Genomic DNA, 16,556 nt, shown 5'->3' with positions numbered 1-16,556 from the left:
GGCCACTTTGTCCAAGAGAATTTATTCTTAGGCTATCAAGTCAATTAAGTTAATCGGGAATTATATTATGAAAACATTTTTACTCAGTCTATTTTTAAGCACCTCACTTTTTGCTGAAGTCAGCTTTAATAAAGATATCCGCCCTATCTTATCCAAATACTGTTTCCATTGCCATGGTCCAGATGATGAAAGCCGTGAAAAGAAGCTGCGCTTGGATATTTCCACAGGAGAAATGGGCGCTTATCGAACCAGGCGTGACAAGACGGCTATCAAACCGGGTGATGCCTTAAAAAGCCATGTATACTTGCGTATCATTAGTGATAATGAAGACAAGATCATGCCGCCACCTGAGAGCAAAAAGGAAATGAACGCGGCGGAAATCGCCCTCATAAAAGAGTGGATTGAAGAAGGCGCTGAATACAGGGGTCACTGGGCATTTGAAAAACCAAAGAAAAAATCTTTACCCGTGGTCAAGAAGCGCGATTGGACGCAAAATGAGATTGATTACTTTATTTTATCTGAGCTGGAGAAAAAGGGCTTAAGTCCTTCTGATAAAGCTGATAAAAGAACTTTGATTCGCCGACTTTATTTAGATTTAACCGGCATGTCTCCCACGCTTAAAGAAGTCAATGATTTTTTGGCAGATGAATCAGCACAAGCTTATGAAAAACTTGTCGATCAAATTTTGACTAAAGATGCACATGCCGAACGCTTAGCATTAGATTGGTTAGACACAGCGCGTTATTCCGATACCAATGGCTATTCAATTGATGACCACCGCGACATGTGGGCCTGGCGTGATTGGGTGATCAAATCTTTTATGGATAACAAGCCTTATGATCAGTTTGTGACTGAACAAGTGGCAGGAGATTTGTTGGTAACTAAGCCCATACAAGATAGACCTGAAACTTTTTGGATATGGAAAAAAGATCTGCAAGCTAATGAAAAGATCAACTTAAAAAAACGCTTTCATATAGATAGTTTGCCTAAAGAAGCCCTTTTAAAGGCGACTTGTGACGACAATTTCACCTTCAAAATCAATGGCCAGCTCGTGGGCAGTTCGGAGCATTGGAATAAACCCTTATCAGTGGATATTGCCAAATACCTTAAAAAAGGTCACAATGATATTTTTGTCCACGCGGAAAACCAAGCCTCCATAGGCGGCTTTGTTGCAGTGCTTACACTGGATGATGATTATATCGTAACAGATAAAACTTGGCAGGCTCAACTACCCAATAAGCCTTGGGCAAAAGCCGTGGAGCGAGATGCCTATGGAAAAGGACCTTGGGCCGAAGTTCTTAAACTTGAACAAAAACAAAAGCTGACTGAAGAGGAAGTACAGAAAGTCATTGCCACAGGTTTTCTTAGAAATGGTATGAATACTCACGAGGGTGGAACTCTGCCCGAGGAGTACATAACTTTTTATCACAATGATAAGGTAGATACAGTTTCTACGACCTTCATGGGCTTAACCACTAAATGTGCGCAATGCCATGATCATAAGTTTGATCCTATTGCACAAAAAGATTTCTACTCCATGTATGCTTTCTTTAACAATTCATCTGAGAGTGGCATGGGAGCTGGTAAAGGGGGGAATTCTAATCCTGTCTTGAAAGTGAATTCATTATTGACGCCTAAGGGTAAAATGATTGGAGCACATAAAAAGCGTATTGCAGAGCTTAGAGAGCGCCAAGCTGAAATTAAAAAGAAAAAAGATTATTTAGGTTTTACTTCCGATAAGGGTGTGGGCAACATTGAAATCGAAATACGGGCGCTACAGAGTCAAATAGATAAGGGACAGACTTCAGTAATGATTATGGACTGGAAAGAGAAAAAGACCCATGTGAGAATTCGCGGTCAGTACGATCAATTAGGTGAAGAAGTGAGTCCAGCAGCACTCGGACAAATCCTGGCATTTGACGATAAATACCCAAAAAACCGCTTGGGCTTGGCACAGTGGATTCTTGCAGAGGACAATCCTTTGACGGCTCGCGTGGCGGTTAACCGTTACTGGCAGTTGATTTTTGGAACGGGAATTGTAAAAACAGCGGAAGATTTTGGCTCCCAGGGTGAGTACCCATCACACCTGGATTTACTGGATTCCTTAGCGATAGATTTGCGTCAACATGATTGGGATATTCGTCGCTTAATCAAAAACATAGTCATGTCGGCCACCTATCAGCAATCCTCTCGTCATAATGCTGAGGCCGCAAAAATTGACCCCTACAACCGTTTGCATCATCGGGCACCAAGTTTTCGTTTAACGGCTGAATTCGTACGAGATAATGCTTTGATGATTTCGGGCTTGTTGGATGAGAATGTAGGTGGTCCTAGCGTTTACCCCGTTCAACCCTTAGGCCTATGGGCACAGATTAGTCATTTTGGCCATGGTTCTTTCACTGCTCAGGCTTATTTTGATGGTAAAATGATGCGTAGAAGTATGTATTCGGTCATTAAACGTACGGGTGCTCACCCCGCCATGGCTGCTTTTGATGCTCCGAGTCGAGAAACTTGCACGGTGCGTCGTCAGCAAACAAATACTCCGCTACAATCATTAGTGATGCTCAATGACCCTCAATTCACGCAAGCCGCAGAAGCTTTGGCCATACGTATGAAAAAGCACTCAAATAGTCTTAAGGAACAACTCCAGCATGGCTTTATTTTGAGCACAGGTCGAGAGCCTAATGGTAAAGAGTTACAGGCTTTACTCAAAGCTTATGATAAGCAGCTTGAGTATTACAAAAAAGAACTTGATCACTTGATGAAATTATCAGGTGCCCACGGCGATAAAAAGATGGGAGCCTTGATTATTAGTGCATCTCTCTTGTTAAATCTCAGCGAAAGCATGACAAGGAATTAAGGGTGAATGACATGAAATTACATCGAAGAAATTTTTTAAAATCAGCAGCTCTAGGTCTTGGTTCTTTAAATCTAAAATCAATGGCTAATGAAAGTCAGCCAGCCTTACCGCATTTTGCGCCCAAAGCAAAATCAATTATTTATCTCTGTCAGTCGGGTGGTCCATCACATATTGATCTCTTTGATTATCACCCCGAGTTAAAGAAACTTCATGGTACTGAGTTGCCCGATTCCGTAAGAGGTGGGCAACGAGTAACGGGCATGACTTCCAGACAGAGTAGCTTTCCCGTCTGTGCTCCCATCAAAGAATTTAAACAACACGGCCAATCCGGGACTTGGATGAGTGATCTACTCCCCTACACCTCAAAAATTGTCGATGACATCACGGTCATAAAATCCATGCATACCGAGGCGATTAATCACGACCCAGGAATTACCTTCCTCAATACCGGCTCACAAATTCCCGGCCACCCTAGCCTCGGCGCTTGGTTAAGCCATGGTCTGGGAAGTCGAAATAAAAATATGCCTGCCTACAATATCCTGATCTCACAAGGAACGGGGAAAAAACCTGGCCAGCCGATTTTTTCTCGTTTGTGGGGCAGCGGATTTTTACCCTCTGTTCATCAAGGAGTGCAATTGCGTAGCACAGGTGATCCCATACTCTATTTACAAAACCCTCAAGGCGTGAGTCGGTCGAGTCGTCGCTCGATGTTGGATTCACTTAAATCACTTAATAATTATTATTATGATAAAGCGGGTGATCCAGAAGTCAAAACTCGCATAGAGCAATATGAAATGGCTTATCGCATGCAGGAAACAGCCCCTGAAATTGCGGATATTTCTGAGGAGCCTGAAAGTACTTTTCAGCTTTATGGCGAACAAGCTCGCCAGCCAGGAACTTATGCTTATAACTGCCTCATGGCGAGACGTATGATTGAACGTGGCATTCGTATGGTTCAGCTCTTGCATCGTGGTTGGGATCAGCATAGTAAACTAGAAAAAGATTTAACAGCTCAATGCCATGATACCGATCAAGCTTCCGCTGCCTTAGTCACTGATCTGAAACAACGTGGGCTTTTGGATGAGACCATGGTGGTTTGGGGTGGAGAATTTGGTCGCAGTGTTTATTCCCAAGGAAAACTTGGTGCGGGACGCGATCATCACGGTAAATGCTTCTCGATGTGGACTGCCGGTGGTGGCTTCAAAGCGGGTCATTCACATGGTCTTACAGATGAGTTTGCCTATAATATCGCCGAAAACCCCGTCAGTGTTCACGATCTCAATGCCACGATTTTACATAATCTTGGTATCGATCACGAAAGGTTTACCTTTCCCTTCCAAGGTTTAGATAATAAACTAACCGGCGTCGAACATGCCTCAGTCATTCAAGATTTAATCAAGTAAGACTTACTGACTGTGTTCCCCTTCTTGAGTTAGATTTTATATTTACTGGGAGCGCCGATTTTTAATCGGCACGCACGATACTGTTTTCAAACACCACGGACTTAGGTCCATGGCTACATTCCTAAGCTCTTCGAGCTCAAATATCTCTTAAGTTCCATAGCATTAGCTCTAAATCAAACCTTAGCGAATTTAAGCACATGCCGAAGGTATGTAGCATGGTAGCCACCGGATTTATCCGGTGGGTATTATTAAAAATGATATTCATGCCGAAGGTATGAAGGCAAATCCCTGCAGCGTACCTTCAGCACGCACGATACTCTTATGCAAACACCACGGACTTAGGTCCATGGCTACATTCCTAAGCTCTTCGAGCTCAAATATCTCTTAAGTTCCATAGAATTAGATCTAAATTACCGCTAAATCACCATTATTTAGGGGCACCATCAGTTTAATTCACTTAGCCCTTCCAAGGGCTAGATTTCAAACTCACTGGCGTTGAACATTCATTCAAGATCTAAGCAAGTCAAAAATTAGTTCATGAAAGTTGACGCCACGGCAAAAGCCAAAACAAGCAATAAAAGACCCAAGAAGACTTTGAGAATCGTCGAAGTCTTATGTTTGATATGTGGGGTTGCTGCTATTGCATCTCTGTACTCATCCGAAAAAACAATTTTTCCCTTTTCAGAAAATACGAGATAGAGTATATAGGCATTGATAATGGTACCTATCGGAAAACCGAGAAGCCCAATACCAGAGAGAATACCAACGGCTATTTTGGATCCTCTTTTAAGTTTGCGAACACTCATTCCAAGCCAGCCATAGAGCGCTGCTAAAGCGAGTAAAACACCTCCTATGAGAACTTCCGTTTCTCCCGAAAAGAAACTAGCGATTGCGGCAAATCCTAAGAATAAGGCTCCCAGTGTATAAAGGCTTCCAACTGACTGAACCGAGGCTTCATGCTTGAGGTAAGTATTTCGTATCTGTTCAAATTCACCCGCATTGCTATCATCTTGTAAATCAGCTGTAGGTGATGCGTATAGGTTTGCTTCCATTTCCTTCTCCATATATTTATTAAGCAAACTAAATATGAAAGAGATAATGACCTTGTCAAAGGATTGGCAGCATAAATACTGTACTCCATTCACAAAGTCTAAATCACCGCTAAAGAACCATTGTTTGGATCATTTTTTTTCGTTCAATATTAAAGTGCTCAGAGATTATCTCATCTCCAAGACTTGTATTTTTTCGAATAATCTATATATAAATATAATTCTATATAACAAATAATTGGACTCCTATGAATCATTTATCAAAAGTATTAATAGCGCTATTTTGTCTTGTCACTTTCAATCTTCACGCGGAGCGTTTAGTTCTTGTCAGTGCTTCTTATGGCAAAAATATTGTTGCCATCTGTGATAAAGACGGAAAAGCTATTTGGCAGTATAAGACAAAGGGTCAAAAGGCCGGTCATGATGGTCATCATGATGTACAAATGTTAGCGAATGGAAATATACTTTTTCACGACTCTTGGACTCATATCCTGGAAGTGACTCTCGACAATAAAATTGTCTGGGAATACGATTCAAGCAAACAGAATAATAAAGGTCATGTACAAGTTCATGCCTTTTCTCGTCTAGCTAATGGCAATACAATGATTGTAGAGAGTGGTATTGGCAGAATTATTCATGTAGACAAAGAAGGTAAACTTCTTAAAGAATTCCCCCTAAAGAGAGGTGCACACAATACTCGTTGGGCACGAATGACCAAAACAGGTGGTTATGTAGTGGCCTCGGAAGATTTTGGTGTAGTTGAATATGATGCTGAGGGAAAAATCCTCTGGGAGTATGCCATCAAAGGTCGCGTTTATGGTGCACGAAAATTAAAGAATGGCAATACATTTATTTGTGCTGGAGGGGCCAATAGAATCCTCGAAGTCTCAGCAGCTAAAGAAGTCATCTGGGAAATCAACAAAAAGGTTCCTAACAGCAATATTGAGCTTGGGTGGATGACCTGTATCCAAGAGAGTGAAGCAGGAAACTATATTGTTGGTAACTGCCATGCAGGTCCCAATAACCCACAAATTTTTGAAGTTGATAAGAACAAAAAAGTCATCTGGGAATTCAATAACTTTGATTTAGTAGGCAATGGTCTGGCTTGTTGGGAAGTCCTTGAAGGTAAAAAAGCTACTCAAGTCCGCAAGCAATTAGAAGCACTAAAGAAATAACTTTAGAGTTTTCCAACACTCCACAATAAGCCGCGACAAAGTAAATCTGTATAGACTTTATCTTCATAAGTAGCAGTCGTATGGCCGATACTAGTCCCAAATATTTTACTTTGCTCATATTCACTGGTCCAGATGACTGGGTGCCATTTTTTTGTTCTCTTGCCATAAGCTCGAGCCAATTCTTTGACATTCGCGCCTTTTTTAGTAATGATGTAAACCTCTTCTTCTTTAAAGGTATAATCCGGAGGAAAGTTTTTCATCACGGGATGAGTCGCATCGGTATTTTCACAAATGAGATCGCCTTTATGCTCATGCCCTATGCTAGTCAAGCCCATGAGCTTTCTCCAGGCATCGGTACCAATTTTTGTTGAACGAAAATTATGTAGCGAGCAATGCAGAAAGACGAGACCTTTTTTATTTTTAGACGCTTCTTCGACAATACTTAAAATGAATTCATCATCTTTGACGTGGCCAGCGCACAGGCTAAAAACAACTGCATCATAAGCTTTGGACCAATTCTTTTCTTTCAGTTTGGCATGATGACTCGTTCTATCGCTACCATCCACAAAAGTATCGACCGTACAGTTAAAGCTCTTTTTAAAAGCTTCGGAAGTTAATTTCATTTGTTCTTTATATTCGTGACAGCAACCACCGGCAATCTGGATAATCTTCAAAGGCTTTTTATCTTCGGCCAAAAGACCAAAAGATAAGGCTATGAATAAGACACTTAGTAATTTCATTGCTTAAACTCCATTTATTAATTTGTTTAAAAGCATAACATGAATACAGGAGATATAAGGATTCATAACACGCAAAAAATATCGATATTGCGCAAAAAACGAAAAAAAATGTCCCCGACAGGGAAAAGATTACAGGGTGATTTTAATCCCTAGGCAAGCTGAAACTGAACTACCTGCCTCGCTTTAGGTAGGAGAAAGAGGGACCAAAATTTTACCTCCTTCGATTTAGGTACGTAGTACACTCTTTAGAGTGCCGAATGACTAAAAAAACGGGACCAAAAATTTGCATCCTACGCAAGCTGAAACTTGTATTACCTGCCTTAAGGAAAAACGGGACCAAAAATTTGCATCCTTCGCAAGCTGAAGCTTGAACTACCTGCCTCCATTTAGGTAGGAGAAAGAGGGACCCGAGATTTGCCTCCTACGATTTAGGTACGTAGTCCACTCTTTAGAGTGCCGAATTGCAGAAAAAACGGGATCAAAATTTGCATCCTACGCAAGCGGAAGCTTGTATTACCTGCCTTAAGGAAAAGCCCTCAGTGATAAAGAAAGTAGCATTAAAACCGTGTTTTTTTAGAAGTGGTGCGACAAACTCCGCCTTACTCTTGACCGAATCATCAAAAGTAAGTATCACAGTTTTTTGAGTTTTCTCTGCGTGTAGTAAAAAGCTGAAAAAAATCAAAGTACATAAAATATGAGACTTAAGTATCTTTATCTACTAGCTCAATATTCCTTGAACCACAGATGCCGGATTAACTCCCGTAAGCTTCACATCTAGCCCCTGAAAAGGGAAGGATAACTGCTGATGATCCAAACCAAGTTGCCATAGCATTGTCGCATGTAGATCCCGAACATGTACTGGTTTATCTACGACATTATAGCTGAAATCATCGGTTTGACCATAACTAATACCACCCTGTATACCACCGCCGGCTAATAAAGCTGAGAAACAGCGTGGGTGATGATCTCGACCATAATTATCTGCCTTAAAGTTGCCTTGCCCATAAGCCGTTCGACCAAATTCGCCAACCATAACAATGAGGGTATCTTCTAAGAGACCACGTTGTTTTAAGTCTTTAATCAAGCCTGCTGTCGGATGATCGACATCGCGACATTGTCCAGTTAAATGAGTTGGTAGATTACTGTGATGATCCCAACCACGGTGAAAGAGCTGAATAAAGCGCACATCGCGCTCAGCCATACGGCGAGCTAAGAGGCAGTTACGGGCATATGAGCCCTTATTCATCACTTCTGGACCATAGAGATCTAAAGTCGCTTTCGATTCATTACTGATATCAGTAAGTTCTGGAACAGAACTCTGCATCCGATAAGCCATTTCTTGCTGAGCCATTGTGGTCTGAATTTCTGGATCGTGAAGTTCATTAAGGTGTTTTTTATTCAAAGATCCCAAAGTATCGAGCATACGTCGGCGAACTGATGCACTCACACCTTTAGGATTAGAAAGAAATAAAACCGGATCACCTTTACTCTGAAAAGACGTCCCTTGGTGTTTGGACGGCAAACAACCACTACCCCACAAACGTGAATACAATGCCTGAACATTGGTCTTTCCACTCCAGTAAGCCGAAGGTAAAACAACAAAGTCAGGCAAATCTTTATTCATCGTTCCGAGACCATAACTCAACCAAGATCCCATACTAGGGTTACCTGGCAATTCAGTTCCCGTACAAAAGAGTGTTTTACCTGGGTCGTGATTAATTGACTCTGTGTACATAGATTTCACCAAACAAAGATCATCCATGACTGAACCCAGGTTCGGAAGTAGCTCACTCATCTCTATGCCATTAGAGCCATAGCGCTTAAATTTAAACTTCGAAGGTGCCACAAGTTTTTGGGCATTCTTGGTCATGGCCGTAAAGCGCTGATTCCCGATCACTGAAGGAGGTAATTCTTGGCGATAAAGTTTATGTAAATCGGGTTTGTGATCAAAAAGATCGAGCTGACTCTGGCCACCCGCCATAAAGAGCATGATAACACGTTTAGCTTTGGGTTTGTGGTGGAGACCTTTGCCTCCGGCTACAGATAACTGTTGAGGAACCATAGTACCTAGGGCACCTAAACTCATAGAGCTCAAAAAGGAGCGACGTGATAAATTAAAGTCAGACATGTGCTACTCCCTATTTTTCGTAATATCTAAGTTATAAATGCTATTAAGCATCATGGTCCAAGCTGCAACTTCAGCTTTATTTTTCGCCTTAGTAAAACCAAGACTCTCAGCCATTTCTTTTGTTGATTGAACATCGCTATTATAAGATTTTGTAAGGTCACTGATTAAGGTCTCTAAAGCCTGTATTTCCTCACTATCTGGAATCTTGCCAGTTATTCTTTCATAAGCGTATGAAATTTTTTCCGCACCATTTTTTAAGTCGCTACTTAAAGTATTCTTAGCTAAGTTAGCGGCCGCCTTGAGGTATTCGGGTTCATTAAGTAATAGCAATGCCTGTAGAGATGTATTTGTGCGTTCTCTGCGAGCAACGCAATATTCACGGCTGGGAGCATTCATGATTGTCATTTGGGGTGGTGGCATACCTCGACGCCAGTAAGTATAAATACTGCGGCGATAGATAGCATCTCCTGCATCAGGCTTAAAACGTTCGTTACGCATACTGACGGCAGCCCACAAACCCTCAGGTTGTGGTGGCTTAACACTCTTGCCATACATTTGAGTTTTTAGGAGACCACTACTCGCCAAAATATTATCGCGAATCATTTCGGCATCCATACGATAACGTGAGCCACGAGCCAAGAGTCTATTTTCTGGATCAGCTTCATAGGCCTCTTTTTGAGCTAATGAACTCTGCTGGTAAGTTGCTGACATCACAATCTTTTTCATCAATTGCTTCACATCCCAGCCCGACTCAATAAACTCAACTGTTAAGTAATCCAGTAATTGTGGATGACTAGGCGTTTCCCCTTGGGCACCAAAGTCTTCTGAAGTCTTCACTAGGCCCACACCGAAGAACTGTTGCCAAAAGCGATTCACTGCCACACGAGCCGTCAGCGGATTTTCTTCCGAAATAAACCAATTCGCTAAATCCATCCTTGTTGTAAGGCCCTCCTCTTTTTTGATGGAACCAAAAAACACAGGTATATCCCTCTCGACCACTTCTCCTTTTTGATCGTACTCACCGCGATTTAACATATAGGATGGTTTTACCTTTTTACTTTCTTTCATGACCATTGCTGCATCTAGAGAATTAAAAAGCACATTGTATTGATGTTCCGCTTTTTGCAATTCTTTAATCTTATTCTGCATTGCTGTTTTCTTAGCCGCATCTTTTTCTTTCCTGACTGAACGGCGTAATTTATTGAGCTCAGGCGCAACAATATTGTAAGCTTTCTTTAATCCTGCCAATTTTTTCTTTTCTTCATCTGTGCCTAAAGTGATATAAGGTGGCTGCAGACCATTCTTAGGTCCACCAATTGTTTCAGGATTACCATCGATGTTGTTAAAGAATGCGAACATCGCATAAAAATCTTTTTGTTTGATAGCATCGAATTTGTGATCGTGACAACGAGCGCACTGCATGGTGAGCCCCATAAAAGCCGTACTGACTGCCGTGACGCGGTCAATGACATTTTTCGTATAACTCTCTTCGGGTAATGCCGTACCTTTATCAATGATAAGATGGAGACGATTAAAACCTGAACCAATGAGTTGATCCTCTGTTGGCTTTTCATAAAGATCTCCCGCAAGTTGGTACTTTAAGAAGTCGCTATAAGGGAGGTTTGTATTAAATGCTCTTATAAGCCAATCGCGATAAGCGTAAATACTTCGGTAGAAATCTTTGTGCATACCGTTGGTATCTGCCGCTCTTACCAAATCCAACCAATAGCGAGTCATATGTTCGCCATAACTGGATTTAGCCAAGAAGCGCTCCACTAGTTTTTCGTAGGCTTGTGAATCTTTATCATTAATAAAACTCTCTACTTCACTCAGTGTGGGTGGTAGCCCGGTCAAGTCAAAGCTCAAACGTCGAATCAAGGTTCGTTTCTCTGCTTTATCTTTTGGCTCTAAATTATTTCTTTCTAATTCTGCAAGCACGTATTTATCAATTCCTGAATGGCCCCAGTCCAGTTTTGTTTTTTCCGCGGCTGATTTCTTCGGAAGTTCAAAAGCCCAAAATTTCTCGTATTTTGCGCCCTCTTCGATCCATTGCTTAATGAGTGCTTTTTCTTTATCAGTCAGTGGCTTCTTATGGGAATCTAGTGGAGGCATAATGTCATCTTCGTCATCGGTAATGATGCGCTGCCATACACTACTCTTTTCTAAATCACCTGGTACAATTCCATAACGTTTTTTTCTTAAACGGTAGGCACCATCATCACCTTCGGCAATATCCAAACGCAACTTTTTCTTACGGTCGTGTTTATCGGGCCCATGACAATGAAAACATCGATCCGATAAAATGGGACGGATATCCCGATTAAAATTTATTTCTTTGGCTATTAGATTACTACAGGATAATGCAGCAACAAACATGAGTCTTGTAAACATAGATTTTGGGCTCCGACTATAAGGTTATTTAAAATCTCTTTGTTATATATCCCGTGTTTTTAAGAGCGATTCCCACCTAGCGGCTAAAAAAATATTATTTTTCTAACATGCTTTGGTAATGAGTCTCTATTTCACGGGCGCTTAAAGGACGGTCATAGAGTGCGACTTCGTCAATACTACCGTGTAATTGCCACGGCTGTCTATGAAAATCCATCTGACCCACAAAAAACTGATACGCCTTATCTCCACTTCCTAGTTCATGTTGAACACTGTTGGCCAATTGGCCATTGACATAAATATCCAAACTATTTTTATTTTTAATGCAAACGAGATGGTACCAATGCTGCCCTTTGTAATCCTGATTGGCATAACAATTGACTCCATAATTTCCCGATCTCGCAGGAAAACGTGAAGCAAACCAGAAATTAAAAGGACTGTGACGATTGAATGACTTTTGAGGAGTAAGCCCAAAATAGGCCAGGTGCTTAACTGTTTCATTATTTTTAGGTTTCCCTAGGGCCACGAGCGATGCCAGTGCCATCATATCTTTAGAGCGCTCTAGCGGCTTGACCCACATCTCAATAGAATGTCCTTGGCTATTGATGTTTTGAATGGGTTCATCAACAACAAAAGCCCCCTTTGTACCTTTCTCGAAAACTAAGAAACCATTTTCTATTTTTGCTTTTCCCGTGAGTGCCCCTGAATAAGATGTGCTCATTTCGTTTGTAATGAGTTCTGTATCTTCAGTATTAAAGCGCCAGTACGCAATAGGGTCTGAATTATGTACTGCATTAACATAAGCCTGATTTATATGCAGCGAAGCTTCTGGGCTTTCCGCAATACGAATAAAGTTTTTTGTATCTTTAAGAGTTTTAAGTGTACCGCTCCTTGAATCTATGCTTACAGCATCTTTAGCATAGAGGTTGCTATGCTTTAGAGTGTTGCCATCCGGCCCCAACAAGGCCCCTACGACTTCGCCTTCGTAAACAAATATTTTACTTTCTCCCTGCTTATTAACATTAAGGGCGAACTCAGTACCTAAATCTGTAATAAGCGCTTTGGGTGCATCAATAGTAAAACCCTGTGCGGCTTCCGGAATACGAGCTGCCAAGCGGCCATAACTTAGAGTGGCAGAATCCTGGTCGTGCAATTTATATTCTGCGGGGCCAACAAGTTTAATTTCTGCGCCATTCTCATATTTTAGGTTTATCGATCCTTTCTGGATGATCAATACTTCTTCACCTATTGGGTCACCTACCTTAGCCTTTGCTTTACTCCATTTTATATCCTCTGAAAGCTTTAAAATATGTGCAAGAACACCAGGTGAACTACCATTCACCTCTTCCTTGATTGGCTGGTTACGGGGCAAGACGTAATTGATAGCTATAAAAGCCACAAGAAAAGCGGCAACAAGCTGAAAGAGCCTTAAGCATTTTTTGAGATGCTCAACTGTCTCAGGCAGATCTTCTTTGACTTGTGGCTTTATATCAGAATAATGACTTAATAAACTCGTATCCTGATGCATCTCCATATCAATTTTAGTCATACTGAGGTACATATCAAGAGCTTCGGGCGAGTCTTGAAGCAGTTCATTAAGCTCGTTCATTTCTTCGGCTGAGATATTTTCATCAATCAAAGAAGAGATGAGCTGCTGCGTACGTGTTTCATCAAATTTCTTCATATTTAAGCCTCCTCTTGACGATTTTTTTGAATACATTTGAAGAGCTTAAAGCGAATGCGCTCAAAAGCACGATAGATCTTTTTTCCTTTTTCCCCAAAGTGATCGTTAATACTTTTAATGCTTAGCTTTTGATTATAGTGCATATCTACTAGCTCTTTTTCATTCATTTCGAGCTGATTGATACAAAATTTAAGAAAGTACTTCTGATCATCATTTTCGCACAACTTATCTTCACATTCTTTAGCAATGACTTTGAGTGTTGTCTTACAAAGGCGATCAGATTTCTTTTGGCGATCGCGAAATTTCATAACTTCGAAATAAGCAAAGCGAAGCGCCCAGTAAATAAAGGCCTGTTTAGGGTCATAGCTATCAAATTTCCGCCACAGAGCTGAAGAAGTTTCCTGTAGAATATCTTCCGTATCAGTATTGTTATGACAAAGCGAATAAATATACTGCCTTAAATCTGACTTATTTTGCCCCAGTAGCAGTGCAAATTTGTCATGTTGCTTGTTCATAAAACAATTCTCTGATTTTTCATTAATTTGATTATAAAGCTTCCAATTAAATATCCCTGTATTTTAAAAGCTTTTCCCATCAAAATTTTAAAAATATAGATGTTTCACTACTTTTAATGAACTTTCCCTTGCGCTTGCGCTACGCGCCATCATCACATTCAGCCATATTGAGACGAAATTTTTTCTTGCGATTGTGTTTGTCAGGTCTGTGCAATGAAAATACCGACCAGATAAGATAGGAGAATAATGAAAAAAATCACTCAAAAAAGCAAAAAAAATTCATTCATTGAAATATCCTAACAAAGGTATTTTCATAAGGCATCTAATTCTTGTACTGAATATGCGAAAATTATTGTTTTTTTATACTTTATTCCGCTAATTGATTATGAATAAGGGAAACTAAATACGAGAGTTTAAACAATGGAAGCTCTAAAAAAAGACATTCTAAAACACTAATTCTTAAGAGGGTAATCCCTAAGAGAAATCACCTTAAAATCATTATCCTTTAAGTACTTCATGTAGGCTTTGAATTTTTCTGGACTTGTAGTCACCCAGGGGTGTTCTAAGTCGGGAACCCCGTGAAAAGTTAAAATGGGAATATGCTTGGAATCGGCTTGATCCACTGCCTTTTTAAATTGCTCCAAAGTACTTGCTGGCTTGCCGTCAAAGGCCTGAGGCAAGAGCAAGTGATGATCTGTGTCGGGCTCGCTAGCTTTGGCACCACCCGCACGAGCAAAGCGATAGCCCTTTTCCTGCAAGATTTTTAAGGCCTTGGGCGCGGTGGCATATCCAGGGTAACAAAAGGAAATGGGCTTAGGAATGCCATGCTTTTTACATTGATTTTCTATATGCTCAAGTGATTTGCGCAATTGTTCTGCACTCATTTTTTTTACACTGCGGTGACTCTTGGTATGATTGCCGATCTCAAAGCCCTGATCATGGAGTTGTTTAATCTGCGCCCAAGTCATGTAGAGGTCTTTTCTCTTGTGGAAGGAAAAGCCCTCAGTGATAAAGAAAGTGGCATTAAAACCGTGTTTTTTTAGAAGTGGTGCGACAAATTCCGCCTGACTCTTGACCGAATCATCAAAAGTAAGCACGACGGTTTTTTGCTCCGCTTGAAGCAATGAGCCGATCATGAGGCTCAGTAAAAAATAGAGAGATAAAAATTTCATTTAACAGCCTTTTTATTCAAATTAGTAAATCTTTGACTACATGGCCATGGACATCGGTAAGGCGGTAGCGACGTCCTTGCGATAAATAAGTGAGACGTTCATGATCGAGTCCCAATTGATGTAGGATCGTGGCATGAAGGTCGTGTACGGGAACTTCATCCTTGACTACATTATAGCCAAACTCATCAGTTTGGCCATAGTTTAAGCCTGCTTTAAAACCTCCGCCAGCAACAATTTTTGTAAAACAATTGGCATGATGATCACGACCATAAGAAACGGGGGTTTTACCATCCTGACTAAAGGCCGTCCGGCCAAACTCACCGCCCCAAACGACTATGGTATCGTCGAGTAAGCCACGTTGCTTGAGGTCAGTTATTAGTGCCGCCGTGGCTTGATCTGTTTCGCGACAGCGCTTGGGTAAATGTGCAGGTAAATTAAAGTGATGATCCCAACCCGAATGATAGAGCTGTACAAAGCGTACATCGCGCTCGGCTAATCTTCTCGCCATCAGGCAATTAAAGGCATAAGTTCCGGGCTTGCGGGCCTCTTCACCATAGAGTTTAAAAGTCGATGCTGGCTCATCCGAGAGATCACTTAAGTCGGGAACCGAGCTCTGCATGCGAAATGCCATCTCATATTGCGAGATTCGCGTTTCTACTGCAGGGTTGGCATGACGTTGGAATTCCTCTTCATTGAGCTCATTAATGACATCGAGTAATTGACGCTCGTCTTTGAGCGTTTTGCCCGCAGGATCCTTGAGGTATAAAACGGGATCCTTTCCCGAACGCAGTCGTACGCCTTGATAACGACCAGGCAAAAACCCATTGCCCCAAAGGCGAGAATTTAAAGGCTGCATATTGCCTAAATCACCCTTGGAAACCAAGACGACATAATCAGGTAAATTTTTATTCATAGAGCCCAAGCCATAACTCAACCACGAACCAATACTCGGGCGTCCGGGGAGGTTGTGCCCCGTTTGCATAAAGGTCATGGCGGGGTCGTGATTCACGGGCTTGGTACTAACACTACGAATCGTACAGACATCATCCATCACTCCACTCATGTGAGGGAGTAATTCACTCACCCAGGAACCCGACTGACCATATTTCTTGAAGCTATACTTACTCTTAATGAGCGGGTGCACTTTATGCTTATCGTTAAAACCAGTGAGGCGACCATTCTGCTTCACAAATTTAAAGATATCCTGGCCATGAAATTTATTGAGCATGGGTTTTGGATCAAACATATCGATCTGTGAGGGACCTCCTGATTGAAAGAGGTAAATCACTCGCTTCGCTTTAGGCTTGTGATGAGCTTGCAGTGCGCTTGGACTTTCTTTGGCCAATAAATCCCCCAAGGCCATATAACCCAAGCCACCCGCAGACATTTTTAAGGCTTGACGACGATTCATTTTGTGTAATGTAGCTTCAAGTTCTTTCATG

Annotated in this window: 12 protein-coding genes; 3 read left to right on the top strand and 9 right to left on the bottom strand. The window is 41.4% G+C overall.

The window, feature by feature from the left end:
• Positions 1 to 67: 67 nt before the first annotated feature.
• Together PQO03_RS05180 and PQO03_RS05175 are read left to right on the top strand one after the other, a co-directional pair.
• Entirely contained in the window at positions 68 to 2,860 is a 2,793-nt protein-coding gene (locus PQO03_RS05180; protein WP_274151668.1) for a PSD1 and planctomycete cytochrome C domain-containing protein, read from the top strand.
• 11 nt (positions 2,861 to 2,871) lie between these two features.
• Positions 2,872 to 4,263 (top strand): DUF1501 domain-containing protein, encoded by a 1,392-nt coding sequence (locus PQO03_RS05175; RefSeq protein WP_274151666.1) that lies wholly within the window; start codon positions 2,872 to 2,874, stop codon positions 4,261 to 4,263.
• Positions 4,264 to 4,793: 530 nt separating this feature from the next.
• On the opposite strand, the gene PQO03_RS05170 is transcribed toward PQO03_RS05175, so the two are convergent.
• Complete coding sequence (locus PQO03_RS05170) at positions 4,794 to 5,315, bottom strand: hypothetical protein (protein WP_274151664.1); 522 nt, start codon at positions 5,313 to 5,315, stop codon at positions 4,794 to 4,796.
• 245 nt (positions 5,316 to 5,560) lie between these two features.
• Between PQO03_RS05170 and PQO03_RS05165 the strand changes: the two genes are divergently transcribed.
• Complete coding sequence (locus tag PQO03_RS05165; protein WP_274151662.1) at positions 5,561 to 6,487, top strand: outer membrane protein assembly factor BamB family protein; 927 nt, start codon at positions 5,561 to 5,563, stop codon at positions 6,485 to 6,487.
• A gap of 2 nt (positions 6,488 to 6,489) precedes the next feature.
• Here PQO03_RS05165 and PQO03_RS05160 read toward each other — a convergent pair whose 3' ends face one another.
• The 8 genes from PQO03_RS05160 to PQO03_RS05125 form a co-directional block, all read right to left on the bottom strand.
• Positions 6,490 to 7,227 carry a ThuA domain-containing protein gene (locus PQO03_RS05160; protein ID WP_274151660.1) on the bottom strand — a complete coding sequence of 246 codons (738 nt, stop codon included), beginning with the start codon at positions 7,225 to 7,227 and terminating at the stop codon, positions 6,490 to 6,492.
• Positions 7,228 to 7,705: 478 nt separating this feature from the next.
• On the bottom strand, positions 7,706 to 7,909 hold the full coding sequence (locus tag PQO03_RS05155) for a polysaccharide deacetylase family protein (RefSeq protein WP_274151658.1): 204 nt from the start codon (positions 7,907 to 7,909) through the stop codon (positions 7,706 to 7,708).
• A 36-nt stretch (positions 7,910 to 7,945) separates the two neighbouring features.
• Positions 7,946 to 9,355, bottom strand: a complete 1,410-nt coding sequence (locus PQO03_RS05150) for a DUF1501 domain-containing protein (protein WP_274151657.1) — start codon at positions 9,353 to 9,355, stop codon at positions 7,946 to 7,948.
• Positions 9,356 to 9,358: 3 nt separating this feature from the next.
• Complete coding sequence (locus PQO03_RS05145) at positions 9,359 to 11,746, bottom strand: PSD1 and planctomycete cytochrome C domain-containing protein (protein ID WP_274151656.1); 2,388 nt, start codon at positions 11,744 to 11,746, stop codon at positions 9,359 to 9,361.
• A gap of 94 nt (positions 11,747 to 11,840) precedes the next feature.
• On the bottom strand, positions 11,841 to 13,427 hold the full coding sequence (locus PQO03_RS05140; protein WP_274151655.1) for a LamG-like jellyroll fold domain-containing protein: 1,587 nt from the start codon (positions 13,425 to 13,427) through the stop codon (positions 11,841 to 11,843).
• A 2-nt stretch (positions 13,428 to 13,429) separates the two neighbouring features.
• A complete protein-coding gene (locus PQO03_RS05135; RefSeq protein WP_274151654.1) occupies positions 13,430 to 13,942 on the bottom strand; it encodes a sigma-70 family RNA polymerase sigma factor in 513 nt (170 codons plus the stop codon).
• Positions 13,943 to 14,394: 452 nt separating this feature from the next.
• Positions 14,395 to 15,114, bottom strand: a complete 720-nt coding sequence (locus tag PQO03_RS05130; RefSeq protein WP_274151653.1) for a polysaccharide deacetylase family protein — start codon at positions 15,112 to 15,114, stop codon at positions 14,395 to 14,397.
• A gap of 16 nt (positions 15,115 to 15,130) precedes the next feature.
• Positions 15,131 to 16,555 (bottom strand): DUF1501 domain-containing protein, encoded by a 1,425-nt coding sequence (locus PQO03_RS05125; RefSeq protein WP_274151652.1) that lies wholly within the window; start codon positions 16,553 to 16,555, stop codon positions 15,131 to 15,133.
• Position 16,556: the final 1 nt, after the last annotated feature.

The sequence above is a fragment of the Lentisphaera profundi genome (assembly GCF_028728065.1).
GTDB lineage: Bacteria > Verrucomicrobiota > Lentisphaeria > Lentisphaerales > Lentisphaeraceae > Lentisphaera > Lentisphaera profundi.
The sequence above is the reverse complement of the archived record's forward strand: the minus strand, read 5'-3'. Positions and strand labels throughout refer to the sequence as shown.

Coding starts and splice junctions, on each gene's coding strand:
- PQO03_RS05145 (WP_274151656.1), bottom strand. CDS start 11,746: ATGTTTACAAGACTCATGTTTGTTGCTGCATTATCCTGTAGTAATCTA.
- PQO03_RS05160 (WP_274151660.1), bottom strand. CDS start 7,227: ATGAAATTACTAAGTGTCTTATTCATAGCCTTATCTTTTGGTCTTTTG.
- PQO03_RS05180 (WP_274151668.1), top strand. CDS start 68: ATGAAAACATTTTTACTCAGTCTATTTTTAAGCACCTCACTTTTTGCT.
- PQO03_RS05135 (WP_274151654.1), bottom strand. CDS start 13,942: ATGAACAAGCAACATGACAAATTTGCACTGCTACTGGGGCAAAATAAG.
- PQO03_RS05125 (WP_274151652.1), bottom strand. CDS start 16,555: ATGAAAGAACTTGAAGCTACATTACACAAAATGAATCGTCGTCAAGCC.
- PQO03_RS05140 (WP_274151655.1), bottom strand. CDS start 13,427: ATGAAGAAATTTGATGAAACACGTACGCAGCAGCTCATCTCTTCTTTG.
- PQO03_RS05165 (WP_274151662.1), top strand. CDS start 5,561: ATGAATCATTTATCAAAAGTATTAATAGCGCTATTTTGTCTTGTCACT.
- PQO03_RS05150 (WP_274151657.1), bottom strand. CDS start 9,355: ATGTCTGACTTTAATTTATCACGTCGCTCCTTTTTGAGCTCTATGAGT.
- PQO03_RS05175 (WP_274151666.1), top strand. CDS start 2,872: ATGAAATTACATCGAAGAAATTTTTTAAAATCAGCAGCTCTAGGTCTT.
- PQO03_RS05130 (WP_274151653.1), bottom strand. CDS start 15,114: ATGAAATTTTTATCTCTCTATTTTTTACTGAGCCTCATGATCGGCTCA.
- PQO03_RS05170 (WP_274151664.1), bottom strand. CDS start 5,315: ATGGAAGCAAACCTATACGCATCACCTACAGCTGATTTACAAGATGAT.